Here is a 19,922-nt window from a genome sequence, read left to right on the forward strand (position 1 = left end):
CGTACTTTTCTTAGGTTAAGTGTTGTTGCTGCCGGTTTGGGTCAATCCGCGACCCGGATGCTCAGGGTGTTGGCCGTTCGGTTTCCCACCCCGGCACTCTGATTCAACTGCACCACGCCGCGGCTACCGGTGAATGCCTGGTCGCTGGTGCTGACCTGGCGATGGCCGGGTGTCGGTGCGGTCGAATCCGAGCTGTTGAGCAGCGCCACGTTCTGTTGCAGAAGGACGCTGTCGTCGATGCTTTGCGGTTGAGCACTGACGCTGATGCGCAGTGCATTGGCTTGCTGGTTGCTGGCGCCGGCGCTCTGGTTGACCCCCAGGATGCCGTTGCCGCGGCTGAACGCATCGCCCTGGATGCTGGCCTGTGCATCGATCGCTGGATCGACATGGGTGCGCAGGCGTTGGTGGATCTGGGTGGTCGCCTGGGCATCATGGCCAATGGCGATGGCCCGGGCGTTGACCTGTTGCTGCTGGTCGCCGGCCGCCTGGTTGACCCCCAGGTTACCTTCGTAGCGGGCCCCCGAGCTGTCGATGGTGGCGTTGTTGACCACCGGGGACTGGGCGAAAGTCGATGCACTGCACAGGGTGGCCAGGAACAGCAAGGTATGCCTCATGTCACTGGCCTCCGGTGAGGATCTTCAGCGCGCCCAGGCCTTGCTGGACGTTCGAGTTGACCATGTTGGCGATGCCGTTGCCGCCACCGCCCGAGCCACGTCCGCCGGCGATGTTGGGCAGCTGGGTCTGGTTGCTGATGTTGGCGCCGATGTTGTTGGTCTGCTGGGTGATCAGCGAGTTGATGCCAGCGCCGCTGCTGATGTTGGCGAAGTCGCCGTCACTCAGCTCATGGGTCTGTTTGAGGATGTGCGCGGAGGGGTTGGTGTTGACGGTGACCGGGCTGGGATCGGGGATCAGTGGCGCACGGATTGCATTGCGTGTCTGGACTTCGCGTGTGATGACGACGATGCCGTTTTCGGCCTGGACCGGCAGGCCGAGGCTCGATCCCAATACGCATCCGAGCAGCAGGAAGCGGTACATGCCTTTGTCTGTTTTCCCCACGATGGCCATTCCTTCTTCAGCGTGGCGGCTTTGTAGCCGCGTGTTGCGAGAAGGAGAGCAGAAGCTGTGCCGGTTTTGCTTAGCGCTTCTGAATCAAGGCCTTGCGAGTCAAGGTAATGGGCGCCGGGATTTTGTTGTATCAGCGTTGAGACACATCGCCGGGCTGACAGGCGCCAGGCTCGGCGGCGGCGGGGCACAGAGGCGGTTTTCGTGGAGGTGTTTCACCGGCGTGACACTAGCCCCGAAGTCGGTGGGATACCCGCAAATACGGGGACTTGGACCGCCAAAGTGTATCAGTGGCTTAACACTCGGTGGGGCAAACGGGCGCTTTGCCATCCAGCAGGCGCTGGACCGCGCTCATTACTGCCGCGCTGCGCTGGGGCCAGTCGCCATCGATGATCTGCACCGTCTGCCGATGGCGTTGCAGCCAGGCAAGGCTATCGTCGAAGAACATCTGCCGTTCCTCCAGCCGGGGTTGGCAGCGCAAGCCATCGCCCACCCATCGCACGCCTTCCGGACGAAGCAGCAGGTGCAGGTCATAGTGCCGGGCGGCGAGTGCCTGTTCGAGCCAGGCAGGGCAATCACCGAACAGCGCTCGGCTCCACAGGATGTTGCTGAGCAGGTGGGTGTCTAGGATCAACAGATCCGGGGCCTGGGCCCGGGCCTGATCTTCCCAGGCCAGCTGGCCGCGGGCAATGGTGGGGATGTCGGCGTAGCAGGTGTCGCGTTGTTCGCGTTCCATGAAGTGACGTACGTACTCGCCCACCAGCACGCCACCGAAATGCGCCTGGATCTCGCCGCTCAACCAGCTTTTGCCGCTGGATTCCGGACCGCACAGCACCAGGACCTTCATGCGCAGGCCAGCGCCGGATCGCGGCGCCACTCCAGCCAGCCACGCACGGCGATCAGGGTGAACAGGGCATAGAGTGCGGCGGTAAGGTAAAGGCCCTTGTACAGGAACAGGCCGACGAAGATCACGTCCACCACGACCCACAGGGCCCAGCATTGCAGACGCTTCTGCGCCATCCACAGTTGCGCGACCAGGCTGAAGCCGGTGAGCGCGGCATCCAGCCAGGGCTGGGCGGCGTCGGTCCAGTGCGCCATGCCCGCGCCCAACAGCAGGCTGGCCAGCAGGCCGGCGGCCAGGCCCTTGAGCATGGGCGCTGGAGCCAGGCGGGTGACCTGGCGCGCATCCTCGACCCGGTCGGGCCGGGTCCACTGCCACCAGCCATACAGCTGCAGCACCGCGTAGACCAGTTGCAGGAGCATGTCCGAGTACAGTTTCACCTCGTAGAAGATCCAGCTGTACAGCACCACCATCACCAAACCGATCGGCCAGCACCAGGGGTTCTGCTTGACGGTGAGCCAGACGGCGATGACGCCGAGCACGGCGGCGAAGAGTTCGAGGCCGGACATCGGCGATCCTTGGGCGGGGAAAGGTCGGGATGCTACAAGTTTCGAGCCGCACGCTTCAAGCCATTCGCGCAAGGCAGCCTCCGAGGCCACGGCTTCTGTGGCAGCGGCTGCCTTGCGCAATGATCGGGATTTACGCTTTTCCCTGCCGGGATGGCGCAAGGCAGGTGGCCGCGCGATGGGCTGCGCGGCAGCCCTGATGAAGGCGTGCCGCTGCTAGACCCTGAACTGGCGCAGCAACTGTTCCAGCTCCTCGCTCAGGCGGGCCAGCGCGGAGCCGGCATCGCTGGACTGCCGGGCCGCCTCGGCGGTCTGCTGCGACAGGCCAGCGGTTTCGGTGACGTTGCGGTTGATTTCTTCCACCACGTGCGATTGCTGCAGCGTGGCACTGGCGATCGAGGCGTTGAGCGCGCCAAGGTTGCCCAGCGCCTGGCTGATCGCGTCGAGGCTGGTGCCCGCCTCGCGGGCCTGCTCGACGGTCTGGCGCGAGGCTTCGCTGCTGGTGTCGATGGCTCGTACCGCCGCTTCCGACTGGCCTTGCAGGTGCTCGATCATGGTCTGGATCTCGGCGGTCGACTGCGCGGTGCGCTGGGCCAGCAGGCGCACCTCGTCGGCGACCACGGCGAAGCCGCGCCCCTGTTCGCCGGCACGCGCTGCCTCGATGGCGGCATTGAGGGCCAGTAGGTTGGTCTGCTCGGCGATCGAGCGGATCACTTCGAGCACGCCGCCGATCCGGGTGCTGTGGCTGGCCAGTTCGCGGATCACCTGGACGGCCTGGTCGATGGTCGCCGAAAGTCGGTCGATCTGTTGCAGGCTGCCATGGATGGCCTGCTGGCCGTGGCCCACCTGGGCCTGGGCATTGCGCATCTCGCTGGCGGCCTGCTCGGCGTGTCGGGCTACATCCTGCACGGCATAGGTGACTTCGTTGACAGCGGTGGCCACCTGGTCCATCTGCAGCGACTGCTGGGCACTGCGTGCCTGGGCGGAGCCGGCGTTGTCACCGACGTGGCTGGCCGACTCGGCCAGGGCGTGGGCGGCGCCCTGCAACTGGCCGATCACCCCTTGCAGCTTGCCGTTGAAGCGGTTGAAGTGTTCGCCCAGGTGGGTGATCTCGTCGCGGCCATGGGTATCCAGGCGTCGGGTCAGGTCGCTTTCGCCGCTGGCAATATTGCCCATGGCCTGCACCGCTTCCTGCAGCGGGCGGGCAATGCTGCGGGCGATCAGCAGCACCAGCAGGGCCATCACCAGGGCGATGCCCAGACCGACCAGCGAGGCATCGCGCAGTTGCCGGGCGAACTCGGCCTGCACATCGTCGATGTACACCCCCGAGCCGATGATCCAGCCCCACGGCTTGAACAGCTGGATGTAGGACGTCTTGGCCACCGGCTCGCTGGCGCCGGGCTTGGGCCAGCGATAATCGACCGGCCCGGCGCCCTGGCTGCGGGCCAGGGCGACCATCTCGTTGAACACGGCAAAACCGTCGGGATCGCGAATGGCAGACAGGTCCTGGCCGTCGAGCTTGGGGTTGGCCGGGTGCATGACCATCTTTGGCTGCAGGTCGTTGATCCAGAAGTAGTCGCTCTGGTCGTAGCGCAATTCGCGCACCACTTGCAGGGCCTGCTGCTGGGCGGCCTCGCGGGTGAGGGTGCCGGCCGCTTCCAGGCCCTGGTAGTAGGCCAGCACGCCGGCGGCGGTCTGCACCACGTGGCGGGTTTTCTCGGCCTTGGCCTGGTACAGGTCGCCATGGAGCTGACGCAGCATCAGCAGGCCCAGCACCAGCAGCATGGCCACGGCCACCAGCAGGATCAGCCACAGGCGGCGGCTGATCGACATCGACCTCAGGGTCTTCATGATGCGTTACTCCAGTGTTGTTCTTTTTGTCGAAGGCATCCAAGCATGCTTTGTGGCCAGTCCCCACTCGACCAACGGCTAATGTGTGCTTCAGGTAAATCCGTGTTGCAGGTAAGGCGAGTCTTGAAACCCATGCTCTGTTAGGATCTCGGCCGCCGTGGATGAAACCTTTAGGTTGCTGAACGTTTCAGCTGGCGTTGTGACCCACTGTCGCTGTAAAAAGCACGCGCCGCGTGCGGCATGAACATGTAAATCAAAACAAGCGGCCTGTTACGCGCAGCGTCGCACTTGGGGGAATGATGGATTTTTGGAGTGCCATGCAGGCAATCATCTTGGGCGTGGTCGAGGGCCTGACGGAGTTCCTGCCGATTTCGAGTACCGGGCACCAGATCATCGTCGCCGATCTGATCGGTTTCGGCGGTGAACGCGCGATGGCGTTCAACATCATCATCCAGCTGGGCGCGATCCTGGCGGTGGTCTGGGAGTTTCGCCGCAAGATCTTCGATGTGGTGGTGGGCCTGCCGACGCAAGCGCCGGCGCGACGCTTCACCGCCAACCTGCTGATCGCGTTCATGCCAGCGGTGGTGCTGGGTGTGCTGTTCGCCGATCTGATCCACGAATACCTGTTCAACCCCATCACCGTGGCCGCGGCACTGGTGGTGGGCGGTGTGATCATGCTCTGGGCCGAGCGCCGGCAGCACCGGGTGGAGGTCGATCAGGTCGACGACATGCGTTGGCACCATGCGCTGAAGATTGGCTTCGTCCAGTGCCTGGCCATGATTCCCGGCACTTCGCGTTCCGGTTCGACCATCATCGGTGGCCTGTTGTTCGGCCTGTCGCGCAAGGCCGCGACCGAGTTCTCGTTCTTCCTGGCAATGCCGACCATGGTCGGCGCGGCGGTGTACTCGGGTTACAAGTACCGTGAACTGTTCCAGCCGGGTGATCTGCCAGTGTTCGCGCTGGGGTTCGTGGTGTCGTTCATCTTTGCCATGATCGCCGTGCGCGGGCTGCTCAAGTTCATCGCCAACCACAGCTATGCGGTCTTCGCCTGGTACCGTATCGCCTTCGGCCTGCTGATCCTGGCCACCTGGGAGTTCGGTTGGGTCGACTGGTCGACGGCGCACGGCTGACATGGCGCGCATGCAGGGGGCTTCCGGACGGCTGGAGCAAGGCGTGCGCAATGCGCGCATGAAGTCGCTGGTGCTGGCGGCATTGTGCTTGTTGCCGCTGCTGGGGGCATTGCAGATGGGCCTGGGGGGGCAGTCCTGGATTCCCCTGGCGCTGTACCCGGCCATGAGCCTGGTCAGCCTGTTGCTGTATTGGCAGGACAAGCAACAGGCGCGCACCCAGGCCTGGCGCACGCCGGAAAAGGTGCTGCATGCCAGCGAACTGCTGGGCGGCTGGCCGGGAGCGCTGCTGGCGCAACAGCTGTTTCGGCACAAGACCCGCAAGGTGTCTTATCAGGCGGTGTTCTGGTGCATCGTCCTGGTGCACCAGCTGTTCTGGGTCGATCACCTGCTGTTGGGCGGACGCTGGCTGGCCGGGGTGCTCTGAGCCTGATGGCGCGCCGCTCAGTCGAGCAGCAGCCCCACCTGCGAGCGCTTGGGCAAGCGCCGCACCACCAGTTGGTGCGAGCGGCGCAGCAGATCGCTCAGTTCATCGCGGCCCATGGGGTAGGGCGCCAGCATGCTGATCCACTTCGCCCGCGCCAGATAGGGCGCCGGACGAACCCCCGGGCGATCGCAGTAGCCCAGGAACAGTTCATCGGCCACCTTGAACGACAGTCCGGCCCCTGCCAGGTCCAACACTGCGAACATCTTGTTGCCGGCTACGGAAAACACGCGAATACCGCCCCACTTGTAGTCCTCACGCGCTCCGGGCAGGCCCAGGCAAAATACCGCGACCTGCTCTGCCGTCATCCTGTTCTCAGACATAACGCTCTCCACAGGCTTCGAATGACGCCGCCAGGTGATCAATCCACACCCGCACCGCTGGCAGCAGGCCGCGCCGATGCGGATAGACCGCCTGAAGGAAGCCGCCGGGCAGCGACCAGTCCGGCAACAGGCGCACCAGTTCACCGCGCGCCAGTTCTTCCTCGCAGAACATGCTGGGCAGGGCGGTGAAGCCCAGGCCGGCGCGCACGGCGGCGTTACGCACGACGAAATCGTCGATCGCCAGGCGCGGCTCCAGCGCCAGTTCTTCCTGACGGCCATTGGGGCCCAGCAGGCGGAAGTGCACCAGGCGATCCGCCTCGGCCGCGCCCAGTACCGGCAGGCTCGCCAGCTGCGCAGGTTCACGGATGTGGTCGGCAAACCCTGGCGCGGCCACCAGTTGCATCTGCGCCTGGCGCAGGCGCCGGGTGACCAGGGCCGGGTCCTCGTCGCCCAGGTCACGCACGCGCAGCGCCACGTCGATGCCCTCGGAAATCAAGTCGACTCGGCGGTTGAGCAGCACCATGTCGAGCTGGACCTGAGGATACTGCGCGAGGAAGCGACTGATCACGCCGGGCAGGAAGGCATGGGCCAGCGCCACGGGGCAGGACACCCGCAACCGGCCTCGTGGCTCGCTGGACATGCTCGCCACCACTTCGTCCGCCATCTCGGCTTCCAACAGCATGGCCTGGCAATGACTCAGGTATCGCTCGCCCACGGCGGTCAACTTGAGCTGCCGGGTGGTGCGTTGCAGCAGGCGGGTGCCCAGGCGCTCCTCCAGCTCGGCGATGCGCCGCGACAGGCGCGACTTGGGGATCCCCAGTTGGCGTCCGGCGGCGGCGAATCCACCGGCTTCGACCACCCGGGCGAAGTAGAACAGGTCGTTGAGGTCTTGCATGCGAAGAGTCCGTTGTCCTATCAGTGGAACAAACTAACGCAAATTTGCAGACTTTTCAGTCATTCGCTGTGCCGGTAGGATTCTCCCCATCGTGATCGCCCACCGTCGCGGTCTTCATTCACAGGAGAGTCCCATGAAACTGTTGCATATCGATTCGAGCATCCTGGGCGACAATTCCGCCTCCCGCCAACTGAGCCGCGAAGTGGTCGAGGCCTGGAAAGCTGCTGACCCGAGCCTCGAAGTGGTCTACCGTGACCTGGCCGCCGACGCCATCAGCCATTTCTCCGCCGCCACGCTGATGGCCGCCGGTACCCCGGAAGAGATGCGCGACGCCGCCCAGGCCTTCGAGGCCAGGCTGAGCGCCGAAACCCTGGATGAATTCCTCGCCGCCGACGCCGTGGTGATCGGCGCGCCGATGTACAACTTCACCGTGCCGACCCAGCTCAAGGCCTGGATCGACCGCGTGGCGGTGGCCGGCAAGACCTTCCGCTACACCGAAGCCGGCCCAGAAGGCCTGTGCGGCGACAAGAAAGTCATCCTGGTCTCCACCGCTGGCGGCCTGCACCAGGGCCAGCCGACCGGCGTTGGCCATGAAGACTTCCTCAAGGTGTTCCTCGGCTTCATCGGCATCACCGATCTGGAAATCGTCCGCGCCCATGGCCTGGCCTACGGCCCGGAGCACCGCGCCAAGGCCATCGACGCCGCCCAGGCGCAGATCGCCGGCGAGCTGTTCGTCGCCGCCTGAGACTTGTGACAGGCGAAAAAGCCGACTGATGCCCTTGGCGCCAGTCGGCTTTTTTCATTCATTTTTCATGCAGTCCGGGCGCCGCGGGTTCTAAGCTGGCGTCATACGTCCGCCCCTGGCGGGAGCGCCTGTGCATGAACCGAACGTGTCGCCTGCTGATCCTCATGCTGCTGAGCGGCGTCATTAGCCACGCTGGCGCGGCGTCCTGGGTGGCCGGGTTGCACCGGTTGAACCTGGCCGATCCCGTGGACGCCCGCCCCATGCAGGCCTTGGTGTTCTATCCCTCCAGCGGCGAGGCGCGCAACGTGCGTATCGAGGGCTATCAGACCCGAGTGGCCGAGGAAGCCCCGGTGGCCATGGGGCAATTCCCCCTGTTGGTGATTTCCCACGGCAACACCGGCAGTCCGATGGCGCTGCACGACCTGGCCAACGGCCTGGCGCGTCAGGGTTTCGTGGTGGTGGCGGTGATTCACCCCGGTGACAACAGCCGTGACCATAGCCGCTTGGGCATGCTCAGCAACCTTTATGGGCGCCCATTGCAGGTCAGTGCCGCCATCACGGCGGCGCGGGACGATGCGTTCCTTGCCCCGTACCTGAACGACGGCAAGGTCGGCGTGATCGGCTATTCCGCCGGGGGCGAGACCGCCCTGATCCTGTCTGGCGCCCAACCCGACCTCGAACGCCTGCGCCGCTACTGCGAGGAGCGACCAACGGACGCCGACGCCTGCAAGACCCATGGAGTGCTGATCGCCGACCACAGCGAATTGACGGCAAAGGCCGACCCTCGGGTCGGGGCGGTGATGCTGATGGCGCCCCTGAGTCTGATGTTCGGGCGCCATGCCCTGGCTGGTGTGCAGGTGCCGGCGCTGATCTACAGCGGTGACGACGATCATCTGCTGGTGCTGGAACACAACGCCGATGCGCTGGCGCGCAAGTTGCCGCTGACACCGGATTATCGTCTGTTGTCGGGGGCCGGGCACTTCGTGTTCATGGCGCCTTGCGATGCAGAGCAGCACCAGCGCATGCCCGCGCTATGCAAGGATGCCGACGGCGTCGATCGTCGGCATATCCATCGTTCGCTACGCAGCGAAACCACCGCGTTCTTCAGCCAGGCGCTCGGCGCGCCCGAGCCGGCCGAGCGCTCAGCCGCGACGGGCCAGCAGCAGGGTCAGGCCAACCCCTGACAGCGCAAGCAGCGCGGCCACGCAGAAGATCGCGGCATACCCCAGGTGCACAGCCACGGCCCCCATCACCGGACCGGCGATGGCCAGCGCCAGGTCGAAGAACACTGCGTAGGCGCCCAGTCCGGCACCTCGGCTGCTGCTGGGCACCTGCCTGATCGCCTCCACGCCCAGTGCCGGATACACCAGCGACAGGCCGAAGCCGGTCAGCCCGGCGCCGACCATCGCCCATAACGGGGAAGGTGCCAGCCACAGCAGGGTCAGCCCGAGCACCTCGGTGGCCATGCAGGCGATGGCGACGTTGTAGCCGCCAAAGCGATTGACCGCATTGACGAACAGTAGCCGGGACAGGATGAAGCACACGCCGAACGCGCTCAGGCACCAGGCCGCGCCGGTCCAACCTCGTTCAAGGTAATAGAGCGTGACGAAGGTGGTCAGGGTGCCGTAGCCGATCGAGGCCAGGGTCAGCCCGACACCACAAGGCGCCACCCGGCCAAAGGCCGACCAGAAGGGCAGGCGTTCGCCGCGTACCAGCACCACCTCTGGCCGTGTGCGCAGCACCCACAGGGCCAGCGCGGCGAGGACCAGCAGTGCCACCCCCAGCACCCAGAAACCCAGGCCACCGACCAGCAGCACGCCCGCAGGAGCGCCGATGGCGATGGCGCCGTACGAGGCGATGCCGTTCCAGGAAATCACCCGCGCGGTATGTTCCGGGCCCACCTGGCCGATCCCCCAGCTCAGGGTGGCGACACCGATCAGCCCCTGGGCGATGCCCAGCAGCAGGCGTGCGCCCAGCAGCAGCGCCAGGCTCAGCCAGGGCAGGGCGAAAGTCCAGGCCGAGAGCAGGGTCAGCACGCCGCAGCCGACAATACCGTAAAGCCCGTAGCGAATGGCACGCTTGCCACCGAGGGTGTCGGCCACCCGTCCGGCGAATGGTCGGCTGAGCAGCGTGGCGAGGTACTGCAGGCCGATGGTCAGGCCAGCGACCACCGCGCCGAAGCCGAGCCGGTCATGCACATGGCCGGGCAGTACCGCGATCGGCAGGCCGATGCAGAGGAAGGCGATGAAGGTATAGAACACGATCGAGAGGATCTGCAGGGTGATGCCGGAGGAGGAGTGGGGCGCGGTCATGGGGCTCGTTCGCGGGAGGCGGTGGGGCGAGACAGCATCATGGCCGGAGTGCGGGGGAAAAGAAAGCAGGCTAACTAATTGTTCAGGTCCGTCGCGAGCAAGCCCACGAAGGGGCCAGCCTGGTCACCCGTGGCGATCAGGCTGGCCTGGCGATTCAGACCACCACGCCCTGGCTGCGCAGGTAGTCGTCATAGGTGCCGCTGAAGTCCACCACGCCCTCGGCCGTCAGCTCGATGATGCGGGTGGCCAGCGACGACACGAACTCACGGTCGTGGCTGACGAACAGCAGGGTGCCCGGGTAGTTCTCCAGCGCCAGGTTCAGCGCCTCGATCGATTCCATGTCCAGGTGGTTGGTCGGTTCGTCCATCACCAGCACATTGGGCTTTTGCAGGATCAGCTTGCCGAACAGCATGCGGCCCTGCTCGCCGCCGGAGATCACCTTCACCGACTTGAGGATCTCGTCGTTGGAGAACAGCATGCGCCCCAGGGTGCCACGGATCACCTGCTCGCCGCTGGTCCACTGGCCCATCCAGTCGAACAGGGTCACGTCGTCTTCGAAGTCGTGGGCGTGGTCCTGGGCGTAGTAGCCCACTTCGGCGCTATCGGTCCACTTCACCTCACCCTTGTCCGGGGTCATCTCACCGACCAGGGTACGCAGCAGGGTGGTCTTGCCGATACCGTTGGGGCCGATGATCGCCACGCGCTCGCCGGCTTCGATGGTGAAGCTGAAGTCCTTGAACAACACCTTGTCGTCGAAGGCCTTGGCCATCTTCTCGACGGTGACGGCCTGGCGATGGAGCTTCTTGGTCTGCTCGAAGCGGATGAACGGGCTGACTCGGCTCGATGGCTTGACCTCGGCCAGCTGGATCTTGTCGATCTGCTTGGCGCGGGAGGTGGCCTGCTTGGCTTTCGAGGCGTTGGCCGAGAAGCGGCTGACGAAGGTCTGCAGTTCGGCGATCTGGGCTTTTTTCTTGGCGTTGTCCGACAACAGCTGCTCGCGGGCCTGGGTGGCGGCGGTCATGTACTCGTCGTAGTTGCCCGGGAACAGGCGCAGCTCACCGTAGTCGAGGTCGGCCATGTGGGTGCAGACACTGTTGAGGAAGTGCCGGTCGTGGGAAATGATCACCATGGTGCTGTTGCGCGCGGTGAGGATGCTTTCCAGCCAGCGGATGGTGTTGATGTCCAGGTGGTTGGTCGGCTCGTCGAGCAGCAGCACGTCCGGATCCGAGAACAGCGCCTGAGCCAGCAGCACGCGCAGTTTCCAGCCAGGAGCGACTTCGCTCATCGGGCCGAAGTGCTGCTCCAGTGGAATGCCCAGGCCCAGCAGCAGTTCGCCGGCGCGGGACTCGGCGGTGTAGCCGTCCATCTCGGCGAATTCGGTTTCCAGTTCGGCGACGGCCATGCCGTCTTCCTCGGTCATCTCAGGCAGCGAGTAGATGCGGTCGCGCTCGGCCTTGACCTTCCACAGCTGCTCGTGGCCCATGATCACCGTGTCGATCACGGTGAATTCCTCGTAGGCGAACTGGTCCTGGCGCAGCTTGCCCAGGCGAGTGTTGGGCTCGAGCATCACCTGGCCGCCGGACGGCTCCAGGTCGCCGCCGAGGATCTTCATGAAGGTCGACTTGCCGCAACCGTTGGCGCCGATCAGGCCGTAGCGGTTGCCGTTGTTGAATTTGACCGAGACGTTTTCGAACAGCGGCTTGGAGCCGAACTGCATGGTGATATTGGCGGTGGAGATCAAAGCGCTTACCTATCAGTAACTTACGCGGCTGGATTCTCTGCTGATACCGATTTGATACCAATCTTGAGCTTTTCCAGCTCGCTCCAGTCGGAGCTTGAGTTGAGCCAACGCGCATACGTCGACAGCAGCATTTGCACGCTGTGACCCAGCTGTTGGGCGATAAATGCGGGGTTGAGGCCAGACATTAAGCATATTGTCGCATAGGTGTGACGACAGTTGTATGGGGGCCTCCTCCTGATCCCCTGCTCATTCAGCACCGGCACCCACTGCTTGTGCAGGTCCGACGTCTGTTTCACGTATTCGCTCCCTTTCGACGGGGGAACGCGTAGGGTGTATTGGCCACCAGTCCCTTCCCTTGCTTTCGCCGATCTGCGTACTCCCTGGCGTACTGCAGCGCGCGCAAAGCCCTCTCGTTCAGCAGAACGAACCTATCCCTCCCTGCCTTCGTCCTTTCCTCAACCTCGCCCAGGGCGATGGTCCTCCTGACGTGAACTGTCCTTTTCTCCTCGTCGACCATGAGCTCGCGCATCAGCCTGCGCATTCCTCAACACCGCAGAGCGACCTCTGTCTGTCTCTGCGAACTGTTATGGGGCAGGACACTCTGCGCTGGTGATGCCAGGAGAACACCGATCAAACACCTACACTGTTGTGCGTGTCGTGCTGAGGGCATCGTTATGACAGAGGTTCTCACTTTCCTAGGTAGGGCATTGGCTTACCTCTTGTTGGAGGTGATTTTCCGGTGCGTTTTTTACTGGCTCGGCTGGCCAATCGTGAAACTCGCCAGCCGGGGTCAGTTTCCAAAGGGCGATTGGCGAAGTGAGAACACAGAGAGAAACTGGGTTTGCGCAGTTGGGATTGCGGCGGTCGCTTTATTTGTCATGTTGCTTTGGGGCCAGCTATCGGGAGGGTAAGTACGGATTGCTGTCTGGCCCTGTCGCCAAGGCCAGCGGGCGTCGTGCGGATGGTTTATTGATGGCTGCATGGGTAGTCGGACTGCTGGTGCACCCTGGCCAATACCTGACTTACCTTTCGATACCTGCGGTCATCCTCTTCATGGGCGCTTGGCCACCTGAGTTGGACGGCAGGCGGTGAAGCGCTGGCGGGCAGCGCGCAAATGAGCTTTGCTTCCTACTCTTTGATTCCGCGCAAGGAGCTATAAATGAAGCGCTTGCTGTTCAGTATTCTTCTGCTCGCCTCTGGTGCAGCCCAGGCCGGGATACCGATGCTCAATGCAACGTGCCCTGGAAACATCGAGGTGCATGCCGACAAGGGTGGTCCGATCTACATCAATGGCAAGGAAGGCAAGCTGAAGAAGTTCAACGACAACTATTTCGAAGCCAAAGGCAGTGGCGTGACTATCTCGCTGTCCATCAACCCCGACGGCTCGCCTGATGTTTCCTATACGGGCAAGAACAGAGTCAACGGGGTCTGCCAGGTGAAGGGGAAGGACTCATAACGCCCTGGCGAGCTGCGCAGGAGTGTCAGGCGGCGTGGACTTTGAACATGAGCATGTCTGTAGCGTCGTCGTTGAAACACTCGGCCTAAACCTGTCGTTGCTTCGTCATCGGTACGCATAGGGTCACCCGTGAAATCAGTTGATCCTCCAACCCTCTGAATCGTCCTTTTACTGACCTGCCGCTGCACCAAGCCCAGCCCCGCGCTGGGCTTTTCGCACCCGGCGCTGAACTGCGTGTGGCTATGGTAGATTGCCCGCCTCAACAAGGAGGGTGGCATGCGTAAACTGTTTGGGCTGGCGGCATTGGTGATGCTCGCGGGTTGTTCGACAACGCCTGTTTCAGAGGATCACGCGAGGCAGATTCCGGCCGATCGGATCTACGATCAGGCGCTGATGAAACCCGTGTCAAAAGACGAGTCCACGGTCACGTTCCTGCGCGACGAGGGGTTCTACGGATCCGGATGCAGTCACGTCGTTTACGTGAACAACCGCAAGGCGTTTGCAATCAGGTCTGGCGAAGGTGTACGCATCCATCTCGCACCTGGGTCTTACTTCTTCCGTCTGGAAACGGGGGCCGGGATGTGTCCCAACATTGCCACATCCCAGAACTCTGAACTAAAGCCAGGAGCGCATGAAACGTATCGTATTCTACTGCCTTCGGATGGAAGTCTCAGGCTGACGAGAATCCAGTAAGCATCAAAAGGCGTGCAAGGTTTCCTTGAAGTCTCGGGTAGTGAAGATGCTTTGCGTCCACGCTGGATGGGCGCTCATGCAGGTGGTAGGCTCACCGGTTGATGGTGGCGGAACGCTATTATGGTGAGGATTGTGTCGGCATCACTGGCTCTGGCTTGCCTTTTCGGTAGTCAGGCCGCTTCAGCCTGGGTCATGGTCAATGGCGTGCCCATGTTCAAACCTGCGGAGATCCGCCACTGCGAGCTGGTCGCGATGGATGCGATCGATATCATGGCATCGCGGCAGTTCAATGAGCCGATCGCCGAGGATGTGGGTACGCAGCCAAGCCAGCTCAGGGAAGATTACAAGGTACTGTTTGCCGAGAAAGCCAAGTCTTATCCGGTCGGTGCCACTCAGGAAGAAAAGCACGAGGCACTTCGGCAATTTCTCGCATTGGCCAGACTGACCTGCAGAGAGGATTACAAGAACTCGGTTCCGCCGACAGAGATCAGGTGATGCGCCAACGCACTTGGAGCTGCTGAAGCACCTGCGTCCTTTTCTGTACCGGGCAAAGACGCTCGGAATGCGATGGATCCTATATCCTTCAAGGAGGAAACGATGAGAAGGGCTGCAACATTTATTGCCATCACGCTGGCCGTGTCAGGCTGTGCGCAATCTCCAAAGAAAACCGATATTCCTCTGTCGGCAATCACACCAAGCCCGATCTGCAAGGGTGAAGAGCAATGCTCCAGGATGTGGGCGAGGGCTATCGACGCAATCCAGATGGTCACCCGCATGCGAGTGATGTCTGCCAACGACACTTTCATACAAACCTACCCCACCAGACAGGTCGGCTATCTGAATGGCCATGTGATCAAGCAGAGCGTCGGTGATGGGAAGTATTCCATCAATGCCTCGATCGATTGCGGCATCTATAGCTGGTGCGACAACATGCTCAATCGAAAAGTCAGCCTGTTCAACTCCCAGGTGCAGGCGTACGAGCCGCGCATCAAGTAAGCATGGCTCAATCAGTAGGCCCACCCTGCGTGGGCTTTACTGCTTCGAGCGCGCTTGATGAGTATCGAGAAGCCCGAACCGCGTGGAAAACGTTGAGGCGCCTGACTCTCGCTTGTCAAAGTGAACATTGCGGAGGATGCCTCGCTATCTATAACATGCGACGCATTCTCATTTGCCCAGGTTCCACCGTGCCCGCATCCGACACCCGCAAGCTGGGGTTCTTCTTCAGCGACCACCATCGCTGGCTGCTGCAACACGTGCAGCGGCAACTGCGCAACCGGCCGGATGCCGAAGACACCGCGGCCGAGACCTTCTGCCAACTGCTCGCCGCGCGGGTCGACCCGGCGACCATCGAGCAACCTCGTGCCTATCTCTCCACCATCGCCCGCCGGTTGATCTTCGACCGTCATCGCCGCCGGCGCCTGGAGCAGGCCTATCTTGAGCGGTTGATGCTGCTGCCGGAGGAGCTTTCCCCCTCGCCGGAGGAAACGCACCTGCTACTGGAAGCCTTGCACGCCATCGACGCCAGCCTGTCCGGCCTGCCGCTGGTGGTGAAGAAGGCCTTCCTGATGTGCCAGCTCGATGGCCTGACCTACGTGGAAATCGGTCGCCGCCTGAACCTGTCCGAACGCACCATCGCCCGCTACATGACTCAGGCTCTGCGCCAGTGCTACCTGAGCGCGGGTGCGCCATGAGTCGGGGGACGCTGGACCCGGCCGCCGAACAGGCCATCGCCTGGATGGTGCGTCTGCGCTCGGGGCAGGGTGACGCCCGGCAACAGCTCCTGTTCCAGCAATGGTTGGTGCAGGATGCCGCCAACGCCGCGGCCTGGGAGCAGCTGCAACGAGGACTGGGTCGCCACTACGACGTGGTGCGCCGGGCGCCGGGAGCCCTGCGCGATGCGCTTTTACAGCCACAGATCGGGCGCCGCGACCTGGTGCGCGGGCTGGCCGGGCTCGGCCTGCTCGGTGGCGGGTTCTGGTTCGCCGCTGGCAGCGACACGGGGCGGATGTTCAGCGCCGATCTGCGCACCGGCAGGGGCGAGCGTCGCAGCATGTCACTGGCCGACGGCAGTCGGTTGATGCTCAACGCCGACAGCGCTGTCGACCTTGACTTCAATGCCGCGCGCCGACTGCTGCGACTTTACCGGGGCGCACTGGTGGTTCAGGTGGCAGCGGATCCGGCGCGACCGTTCATCGTGCGCAGCGCCCAGGGCGATGTGCGCGCCCTGGGCACGCGTTTCATGGTCGAACAGCTGGGGGATGCCACCCGGGTCGTGGTACTGGAACATGCCGTGCGCACGTCGCTGCCCGGTGGCGCGGAGCTGGACCTGACCCAGGGCCAGGCCGCCATGCTCCATGCCCGGCGCATCGAGCCGCTGCCAGCCGGGCAGGGCTACCGGGCCGACTGGGTCGATGGTCGGCTCAGCGTGCTGGACGAGCCCCTGGCCACGGTGATCGAGGCCTTGCGGCCCTATCGCGGCGGATTCATCCGCGTCAGCCCGAAGGTGCGCGAGCTGCGCGTGCAGGGCGTGTTCCCCCTGGATGACAGTGAACGCACCCTTGCCGCGTTGGCCGAGACCATGCCGATTCGCATCGAGCGCTATGGGTCGTGGTTGACCCTGATCGACGCCCGCTAGGTGCTAGCCCTTAACACTTGCGAGTGTAAATTTTTCTCATTCGTGTCCGGTTTTTTCCGCTCGTTGCACCTTTCTCCTGACAACACCAAAACCTTCAGGAGAATCCACGTGCTAAAACCCTGGCCACTCGCCCTTGCCATTGCCCTGGCCACCGCGCCCTCGGCTTTCGTCCGGGCCGAAGGCGCTGCCCAGCAACAGCTGCAGCGCTTCGACCTGCCGGCCGCCGGCCTGGCGCAAACGCTCAACGTCATCGCCCGCCAGGGTGGCCTGGTGCTGTCGCTGAGCCCGGCTCTGGTCGCCGGCAAGCAGGCGCCGGCGATCCAGGGCGAGATGAGTGCTCTGCAAGCCTTGCAGCAGGCGCTGGCCGGTAGCGGCCTGCAACTGATCGTCACCGGTGGCCAGACGGTCACCGTGGCGCCGGCCGTCGATGCCAAGGGCGCGCTGGAGCTGGGGGCGACCAGCATCAACAGCACGGGGCTGGGTGAAACCACGGAAGGCAGTGGCTCCTACACCACCGGTGCGGTGACCATCGGCAAGACCCCCCAGACGCTGCGCCACACCCCGCAGTCGGTGACCGTGGTCACACGCAAACTGATGGATGACAAGAACCTCGTATCCCTGGACCAGGTGATGGCCCAGACCCCGGGCATCACCCGCGCCAACCGGGGCTATGGCAACCACCACTTCAGCTCCCGTGGATTCGATCTGACCGACGAAAGCTACTTGGTCGATGGCGTGCCCGGGCAGGCATACGCCTACACCGGCTGGATGGTCCCGGACATGGCGGTGTTCGACCGCGTCGAAGTGCTGCGCGGCGCCTCCGGGCTGCTGGTGGGGGCGGGCAACCCGGGGGGCGCGGTGAACCTGGTGCGCAAGCGCCCGACCGTGGATCCGCGGCTGTCGATCACTACCCGCGCCGGCTCCTGGGACTTCTACCGCCTGGACCTGGACGCCAGCGGCCGGCTCAACGCCGAAGGCACGCTGCGTGGCCGCATGGTCGCCTCCTATGAGGACCGTGGCTACTTCACCGACGTCACCAAGTCCAAGCGACCGCTGCTGTATGGCATCGTCGAAGCCGACCTGAGCGATGCCACCACCGTCGGCCTGGGCCTGCGCCGTCAAACCTCGCGCATCGACGGCTACAGCGTGCTGGGCCTGCCGAACAATTCCGATGGCAGCAACCCGCACCTCAAGCGTTCGACGTTCCTGGGACAGGACTGGGCCAAGCTGCAGACCCGCACCGACGAGGTATTCGCCGACCTCAGCCACCGCTTCAACGAAAACTGGAGCGGCAAGTTGGCGCTGTCCCACAGCGAGAGCGCGTTCAACCGCACGGTCATCGAATGGGGCGCGGAGGATACGCTGGACTATGGCAGCCCGACGGGGCCGATGGTCAGTGGCACCAATTTTCACAAGTTCGATGTCACCTCCAATGCCGTCGACGGTCACCTGGACGGTGAGTTCGAGGCCTTCGGCCTGAGCCATCAGGTGACGTTGGGCGCCAACTGGTCGCGGCGCAAGATGAACGACAAGGACGCCACGGCCAAGCTGGCCGACCCGATCCCGCTCGATGTCTTCGACCCCAACCATCACCTCTTCCCGGAGCCCGACCGGCATGGCTGGGACGCCAAGGAAGACACCACCGACACCCGCTATGGCACGTATCTCAGCAGCCGTCTGCACCTGACCGAAGATCTGAGCCTGGTACTTGGCGCGCGCCTGAGCTGGTTCAAGACCGAGGTCTGGGATGGCACGCTGCTGTCCGTCAACGAGCAGAAGCACGAGTTCACGCCCTTCGTCGGCACCCTCTACGACCTCAACGATCAGTGGACGTGGTACGCCAGCTATGCCGACATCTTCATGCCCCAGGCGAACTATCGCACCGTCGGTGGCCGCATGCTGGATCCCTCGGTGGGTTCGAACTACGAGACCGGTATCAAGGGCGAGCTGCTCGACAAGCGCCTGAACCTGTCCTTCGCGGTGTTCTACATCGAACAGGAAGACGTGGCCGTGCGTGATCTGGCCAACACCGGCGAGTGCCCGTCGGATCCGGCCGGCCGCTGCTGGCTCAATGGTGATGGCATCAGCCGCAGCAAGGGCTTCGAAGCGCAGGCCAGCGGCGAGCTGCTGCCGGGCCTGCAGGTGGCGGCTGGCTATACCTTCAACACCACCCGCTCGGCTGAGGGTGGGCCGATCTCCGCGCAAACGCCGAAACACATGTTGCGCCTGACCACCAACTACACCTTGCCTGGTGAGTGGAACCGCCTGAGCGTCGGCGGTGGTGTCTCGGCCCAGAACGCCTATGTCGATACCTACAACGGGGTGAGCAACAGCGGCCGGGCCATCTTCGATGCGCGCGCCGCCTACAAGCTGGACGCGCACTGGACCGTGGGCGTGGACATCGAGAACCTGCTGGACCGCAAGTACTTCGACTCCACCGGCTACTGGACCCGAGGCACCACCTACGGTACACCGCGCAGCTACATGCTCTCGGTGCGTGGCGACTTCTGACGCGGCCACGGCAAGATGCCCGGCGCCGCGCCGGGCATTGCTCAGGCGAGCCGGTGCCGTAGTCGCTCGCCTGTCTGTGGTAGATTCGCGCCTTCGAAACGGATTCGCTCGTACAGGACGACCATGCTGATCGAGACGCCACGCCTGAGGCTCCGTCCCTGGCAAGAACGTGATGTAGCGCCCTTCGCGATCGCCAACGCCGACCCCGAAGTCCGGCGCTTCTACTACCCTGCGATCCTGACGACGGCTGAGACGGCGGCGATGATTGCCGAATGCGAGCGACATCGGCGAGCGCACGGCTTCGGCTTCGTTGCCGTGGAACGCAAGGCTGATGGCCAGCTCGTTGGCGGCGTCGGGCTGTCCTTGGCGGGTGACGAGATACCCGGTGGTCCGCACGTCGAGATTGGCTGGATTCTGGCGCGCGAGCACTGGCGCCAGGGCTATGCCTTCGAAGCGGCGAGTGCTTGCCTGCAGTACGCCTGGTCAACCCTCGCGCTGACCGAGGTGATCGGCTACACCTCCCGCGTCAACGAGCCTTCGCGGTCGCTGATGGAGAAGCTCGGCATGCACTCGGACCCTGTCGAGGACTTTTCCGACCTGACGGTGCCACCGGGGAACCCGCTGCGCCCTCACGTGCTTTATCGCATTGTCAGGCCCTCCTGACCCCAGTCAATGCCGAA

General features: G+C 63.7%; 21 protein-coding genes and 1 pseudogene. 12 read left to right on the plus strand and 10 right to left on the minus strand.

Translation table 11 applies throughout. The features are described 5' to 3' along the window. Positions 1-41 precede the first annotated feature (41 nt). The 5 genes from N7422_RS08530 to N7422_RS08550 form a co-directional block, all read right to left on the minus strand. On the minus strand, positions 42-614 hold the full coding sequence (locus N7422_RS08530) for an adhesin (protein WP_279806136.1): 573 nt from the start codon (positions 612-614) through the stop codon (positions 42-44). 1 nt (position 615) lies between these two features. Then, positions 616-1,056 carry a hypothetical protein gene (locus N7422_RS08535; RefSeq protein WP_279806137.1) on the minus strand — a complete coding sequence of 147 codons (441 nt, stop codon included), beginning with the start codon at positions 1,054-1,056 and terminating at the stop codon, positions 616-618. Positions 1,057-1,357: 301 nt separating this feature from the next. Then, complete coding sequence (locus N7422_RS08540; RefSeq protein ID WP_279806138.1) at positions 1,358-1,909, minus strand: AAA family ATPase; 552 nt, start codon at positions 1,907-1,909, stop codon at positions 1,358-1,360. Then, positions 1,906-2,472, minus strand: coding sequence for a nicotinamide riboside transporter PnuC (gene pnuC / locus N7422_RS08545; RefSeq protein WP_279806139.1), 567 nt, complete (start codon positions 2,470-2,472; stop codon positions 1,906-1,908). Before pnuC ends, N7422_RS08540 begins: the two co-directional genes overlap by 4 nt. 213 nt (positions 2,473-2,685) lie before the next feature. Then, positions 2,686-4,320, minus strand: a complete 1,635-nt coding sequence (locus N7422_RS08550) for a methyl-accepting chemotaxis protein (protein WP_279806140.1) — start codon at positions 4,318-4,320, stop codon at positions 2,686-2,688. Positions 4,321-4,619: 299 nt separating this feature from the next. Here N7422_RS08550 and N7422_RS08555 point away from each other — a divergent pair, with 299 nt between their 5' ends. Both N7422_RS08555 and N7422_RS08560 read left to right on the plus strand, forming a co-directional pair. Continuing rightward, positions 4,620-5,450 (plus strand): undecaprenyl-diphosphate phosphatase, encoded by an 831-nt coding sequence (locus tag N7422_RS08555; RefSeq protein ID WP_279806141.1) that lies wholly within the window; start codon positions 4,620-4,622, stop codon positions 5,448-5,450. 1 nt (position 5,451) lies between these two features. Next, positions 5,452-5,874, plus strand: coding sequence for a DUF1294 domain-containing protein (locus tag N7422_RS08560; protein ID WP_279806142.1), 423 nt, complete (start codon positions 5,452-5,454; stop codon positions 5,872-5,874). Between the two features lie 17 nt (positions 5,875-5,891). On the opposite strand, the gene N7422_RS08565 is transcribed toward N7422_RS08560, so the two are convergent. Both N7422_RS08565 and N7422_RS08570 read right to left on the minus strand, forming a co-directional pair. Then, positions 5,892-6,254 carry an MmcQ/YjbR family DNA-binding protein gene (locus N7422_RS08565; RefSeq protein WP_279806143.1) on the minus strand — a complete coding sequence of 121 codons (363 nt, stop codon included), beginning with the start codon at positions 6,252-6,254 and terminating at the stop codon, positions 5,892-5,894. Further along, a complete protein-coding gene (locus N7422_RS08570) occupies positions 6,247-7,149 on the minus strand; it encodes a LysR substrate-binding domain-containing protein (protein ID WP_279806144.1) in 903 nt (300 codons plus the stop codon). Before N7422_RS08570 ends, N7422_RS08565 begins: the two co-directional genes overlap by 8 nt. Before the next feature lie 133 nt (positions 7,150-7,282). Here N7422_RS08570 and N7422_RS08575 point away from each other — a divergent pair, with 133 nt between their 5' ends. Together N7422_RS08575 and N7422_RS08580 are read left to right on the plus strand one after the other, a co-directional pair. After that, a complete protein-coding gene (locus tag N7422_RS08575) occupies positions 7,283-7,894 on the plus strand; it encodes an FMN-dependent NADH-azoreductase (protein ID WP_279806145.1) in 612 nt (203 codons plus the stop codon). Between the two features lie 134 nt (positions 7,895-8,028). Then, entirely contained in the window at positions 8,029-9,078 is a 1,050-nt protein-coding gene (locus N7422_RS08580) for a dienelactone hydrolase (protein WP_279806146.1), read from the plus strand. On the opposite strand, the gene N7422_RS08585 is transcribed toward N7422_RS08580, so the two are convergent. From N7422_RS08585 to N7422_RS08595, 3 genes and pseudogenes are all read right to left on the minus strand, one after another. Next, on the minus strand, positions 9,037-10,206 hold the full coding sequence (locus N7422_RS08585; protein WP_279806147.1) for an MFS transporter: 1,170 nt from the start codon (positions 10,204-10,206) through the stop codon (positions 9,037-9,039). The two genes, N7422_RS08580 and N7422_RS08585, sit on opposite strands and share 42 nt — an antisense overlap. A 154-nt stretch (positions 10,207-10,360) precedes the next feature. Continuing rightward, a complete protein-coding gene (locus N7422_RS08590) occupies positions 10,361-11,947 on the minus strand; it encodes an ABC-F family ATPase (protein ID WP_279806148.1) in 1,587 nt (528 codons plus the stop codon). 20 nt (positions 11,948-11,967) lie between these two features. Continuing rightward, positions 11,968-12,461: pseudogene (locus N7422_RS08595) on the minus strand (tyrosine-type recombinase/integrase); the annotation flags it as partial. 645 nt (positions 12,462-13,106) lie between these two features. Between N7422_RS08595 and N7422_RS08600 the strand changes: the two are divergent. From N7422_RS08600 to N7422_RS08635, 8 genes are all read left to right on the plus strand, one after another. Then, positions 13,107-13,403: a hypothetical protein gene (locus N7422_RS08600; RefSeq protein ID WP_279806149.1), complete on the plus strand. Its 297-nt coding sequence runs from the start codon at positions 13,107-13,109 to the stop codon at positions 13,401-13,403. A gap of 276 nt (positions 13,404-13,679) precedes the next feature. Next, entirely contained in the window at positions 13,680-14,096 is a 417-nt protein-coding gene (locus N7422_RS08605) for a hypothetical protein (protein ID WP_279806150.1), read from the plus strand. A gap of 132 nt (positions 14,097-14,228) precedes the next feature. After that, the gene (locus tag N7422_RS08610) at positions 14,229-14,591 is read left to right on the plus strand and encodes a hypothetical protein (RefSeq protein WP_279806151.1); all 363 of its coding nucleotides are present in this window, start codon (positions 14,229-14,231) and stop codon (positions 14,589-14,591) included. Positions 14,592-14,693: 102 nt separating this feature from the next. Continuing rightward, complete coding sequence (locus N7422_RS08615) at positions 14,694-15,092, plus strand: hypothetical protein (protein WP_279806152.1); 399 nt, start codon at positions 14,694-14,696, stop codon at positions 15,090-15,092. Between the two features lie 155 nt (positions 15,093-15,247). Next, positions 15,248-15,787 (plus strand): sigma-70 family RNA polymerase sigma factor, encoded by a 540-nt coding sequence (locus N7422_RS08620; RefSeq protein ID WP_279806153.1) that lies wholly within the window; start codon positions 15,248-15,250, stop codon positions 15,785-15,787. Further along, entirely contained in the window at positions 15,784-16,731 is a 948-nt protein-coding gene (locus N7422_RS08625) for a FecR family protein (protein ID WP_279806154.1), read from the plus strand. Before N7422_RS08620 ends, N7422_RS08625 begins: the two co-directional genes overlap by 4 nt. Before the next feature lie 108 nt (positions 16,732-16,839). Next, positions 16,840-19,242 (plus strand): TonB-dependent siderophore receptor, encoded by a 2,403-nt coding sequence (locus N7422_RS08630; protein WP_279806155.1) that lies wholly within the window; start codon positions 16,840-16,842, stop codon positions 19,240-19,242. A 123-nt stretch (positions 19,243-19,365) separates the two neighbouring features. After that, complete coding sequence (locus N7422_RS08635; protein ID WP_279806156.1) at positions 19,366-19,905, plus strand: GNAT family N-acetyltransferase; 540 nt, start codon at positions 19,366-19,368, stop codon at positions 19,903-19,905. Positions 19,906-19,922 lie beyond the last annotated feature (17 nt).

It is taken from the genome of Pseudomonas sp. GD04091, from assembly GCF_029836165.1.
GTDB lineage: Bacteria > Pseudomonadota > Gammaproteobacteria > Pseudomonadales > Pseudomonadaceae > Aquipseudomonas.

Bases quoted from the DNA above. Each gene is read 5' to 3' on its own strand.
- N7422_RS08530 (WP_279806136.1), bottom strand. From the start codon at position 614: ATGAGGCATACCTTGCTGTTCCTGGCCACCCTGTGCAGTGCATCGACT.
- N7422_RS08540 (WP_279806138.1), bottom strand. From the start codon at position 1,909: ATGAAGGTCCTGGTGCTGTGCGGTCCGGAATCCAGCGGCAAAAGCTGG.
- pnuC (WP_279806139.1), bottom strand. From the start codon at position 2,472: ATGTCCGGCCTCGAACTCTTCGCCGCCGTGCTCGGCGTCATCGCCGTC.
- N7422_RS08550 (WP_279806140.1), bottom strand. From the start codon at position 4,320: ATGAAGACCCTGAGGTCGATGTCGATCAGCCGCCGCCTGTGGCTGATC.
- N7422_RS08555 (WP_279806141.1), top strand. From the start codon at position 4,620: ATGGATTTTTGGAGTGCCATGCAGGCAATCATCTTGGGCGTGGTCGAG.
- N7422_RS08560 (WP_279806142.1), top strand. From the start codon at position 5,452: ATGGCGCGCATGCAGGGGGCTTCCGGACGGCTGGAGCAAGGCGTGCGC.
- N7422_RS08565 (WP_279806143.1), bottom strand. From the start codon at position 6,254: ATGTCTGAGAACAGGATGACGGCAGAGCAGGTCGCGGTATTTTGCCTG.
- N7422_RS08570 (WP_279806144.1), bottom strand. From the start codon at position 7,149: ATGCAAGACCTCAACGACCTGTTCTACTTCGCCCGGGTGGTCGAAGCC.
- N7422_RS08575 (WP_279806145.1), top strand. From the start codon at position 7,283: ATGAAACTGTTGCATATCGATTCGAGCATCCTGGGCGACAATTCCGCC.
- N7422_RS08580 (WP_279806146.1), top strand. From the start codon at position 8,029: ATGAACCGAACGTGTCGCCTGCTGATCCTCATGCTGCTGAGCGGCGTC.
- N7422_RS08585 (WP_279806147.1), bottom strand. From the start codon at position 10,206: ATGACCGCGCCCCACTCCTCCTCCGGCATCACCCTGCAGATCCTCTCG.
- N7422_RS08600 (WP_279806149.1), top strand. From the start codon at position 13,107: ATGAAGCGCTTGCTGTTCAGTATTCTTCTGCTCGCCTCTGGTGCAGCC.
- N7422_RS08605 (WP_279806150.1), top strand. From the start codon at position 13,680: ATGCGTAAACTGTTTGGGCTGGCGGCATTGGTGATGCTCGCGGGTTGT.
- N7422_RS08615 (WP_279806152.1), top strand. From the start codon at position 14,694: ATGAGAAGGGCTGCAACATTTATTGCCATCACGCTGGCCGTGTCAGGC.
- N7422_RS08620 (WP_279806153.1), top strand. From the start codon at position 15,248: ATGCGACGCATTCTCATTTGCCCAGGTTCCACCGTGCCCGCATCCGAC.
- N7422_RS08625 (WP_279806154.1), top strand. From the start codon at position 15,784: ATGAGTCGGGGGACGCTGGACCCGGCCGCCGAACAGGCCATCGCCTGG.
- N7422_RS08635 (WP_279806156.1), top strand. From the start codon at position 19,366: ATGCTGATCGAGACGCCACGCCTGAGGCTCCGTCCCTGGCAAGAACGT.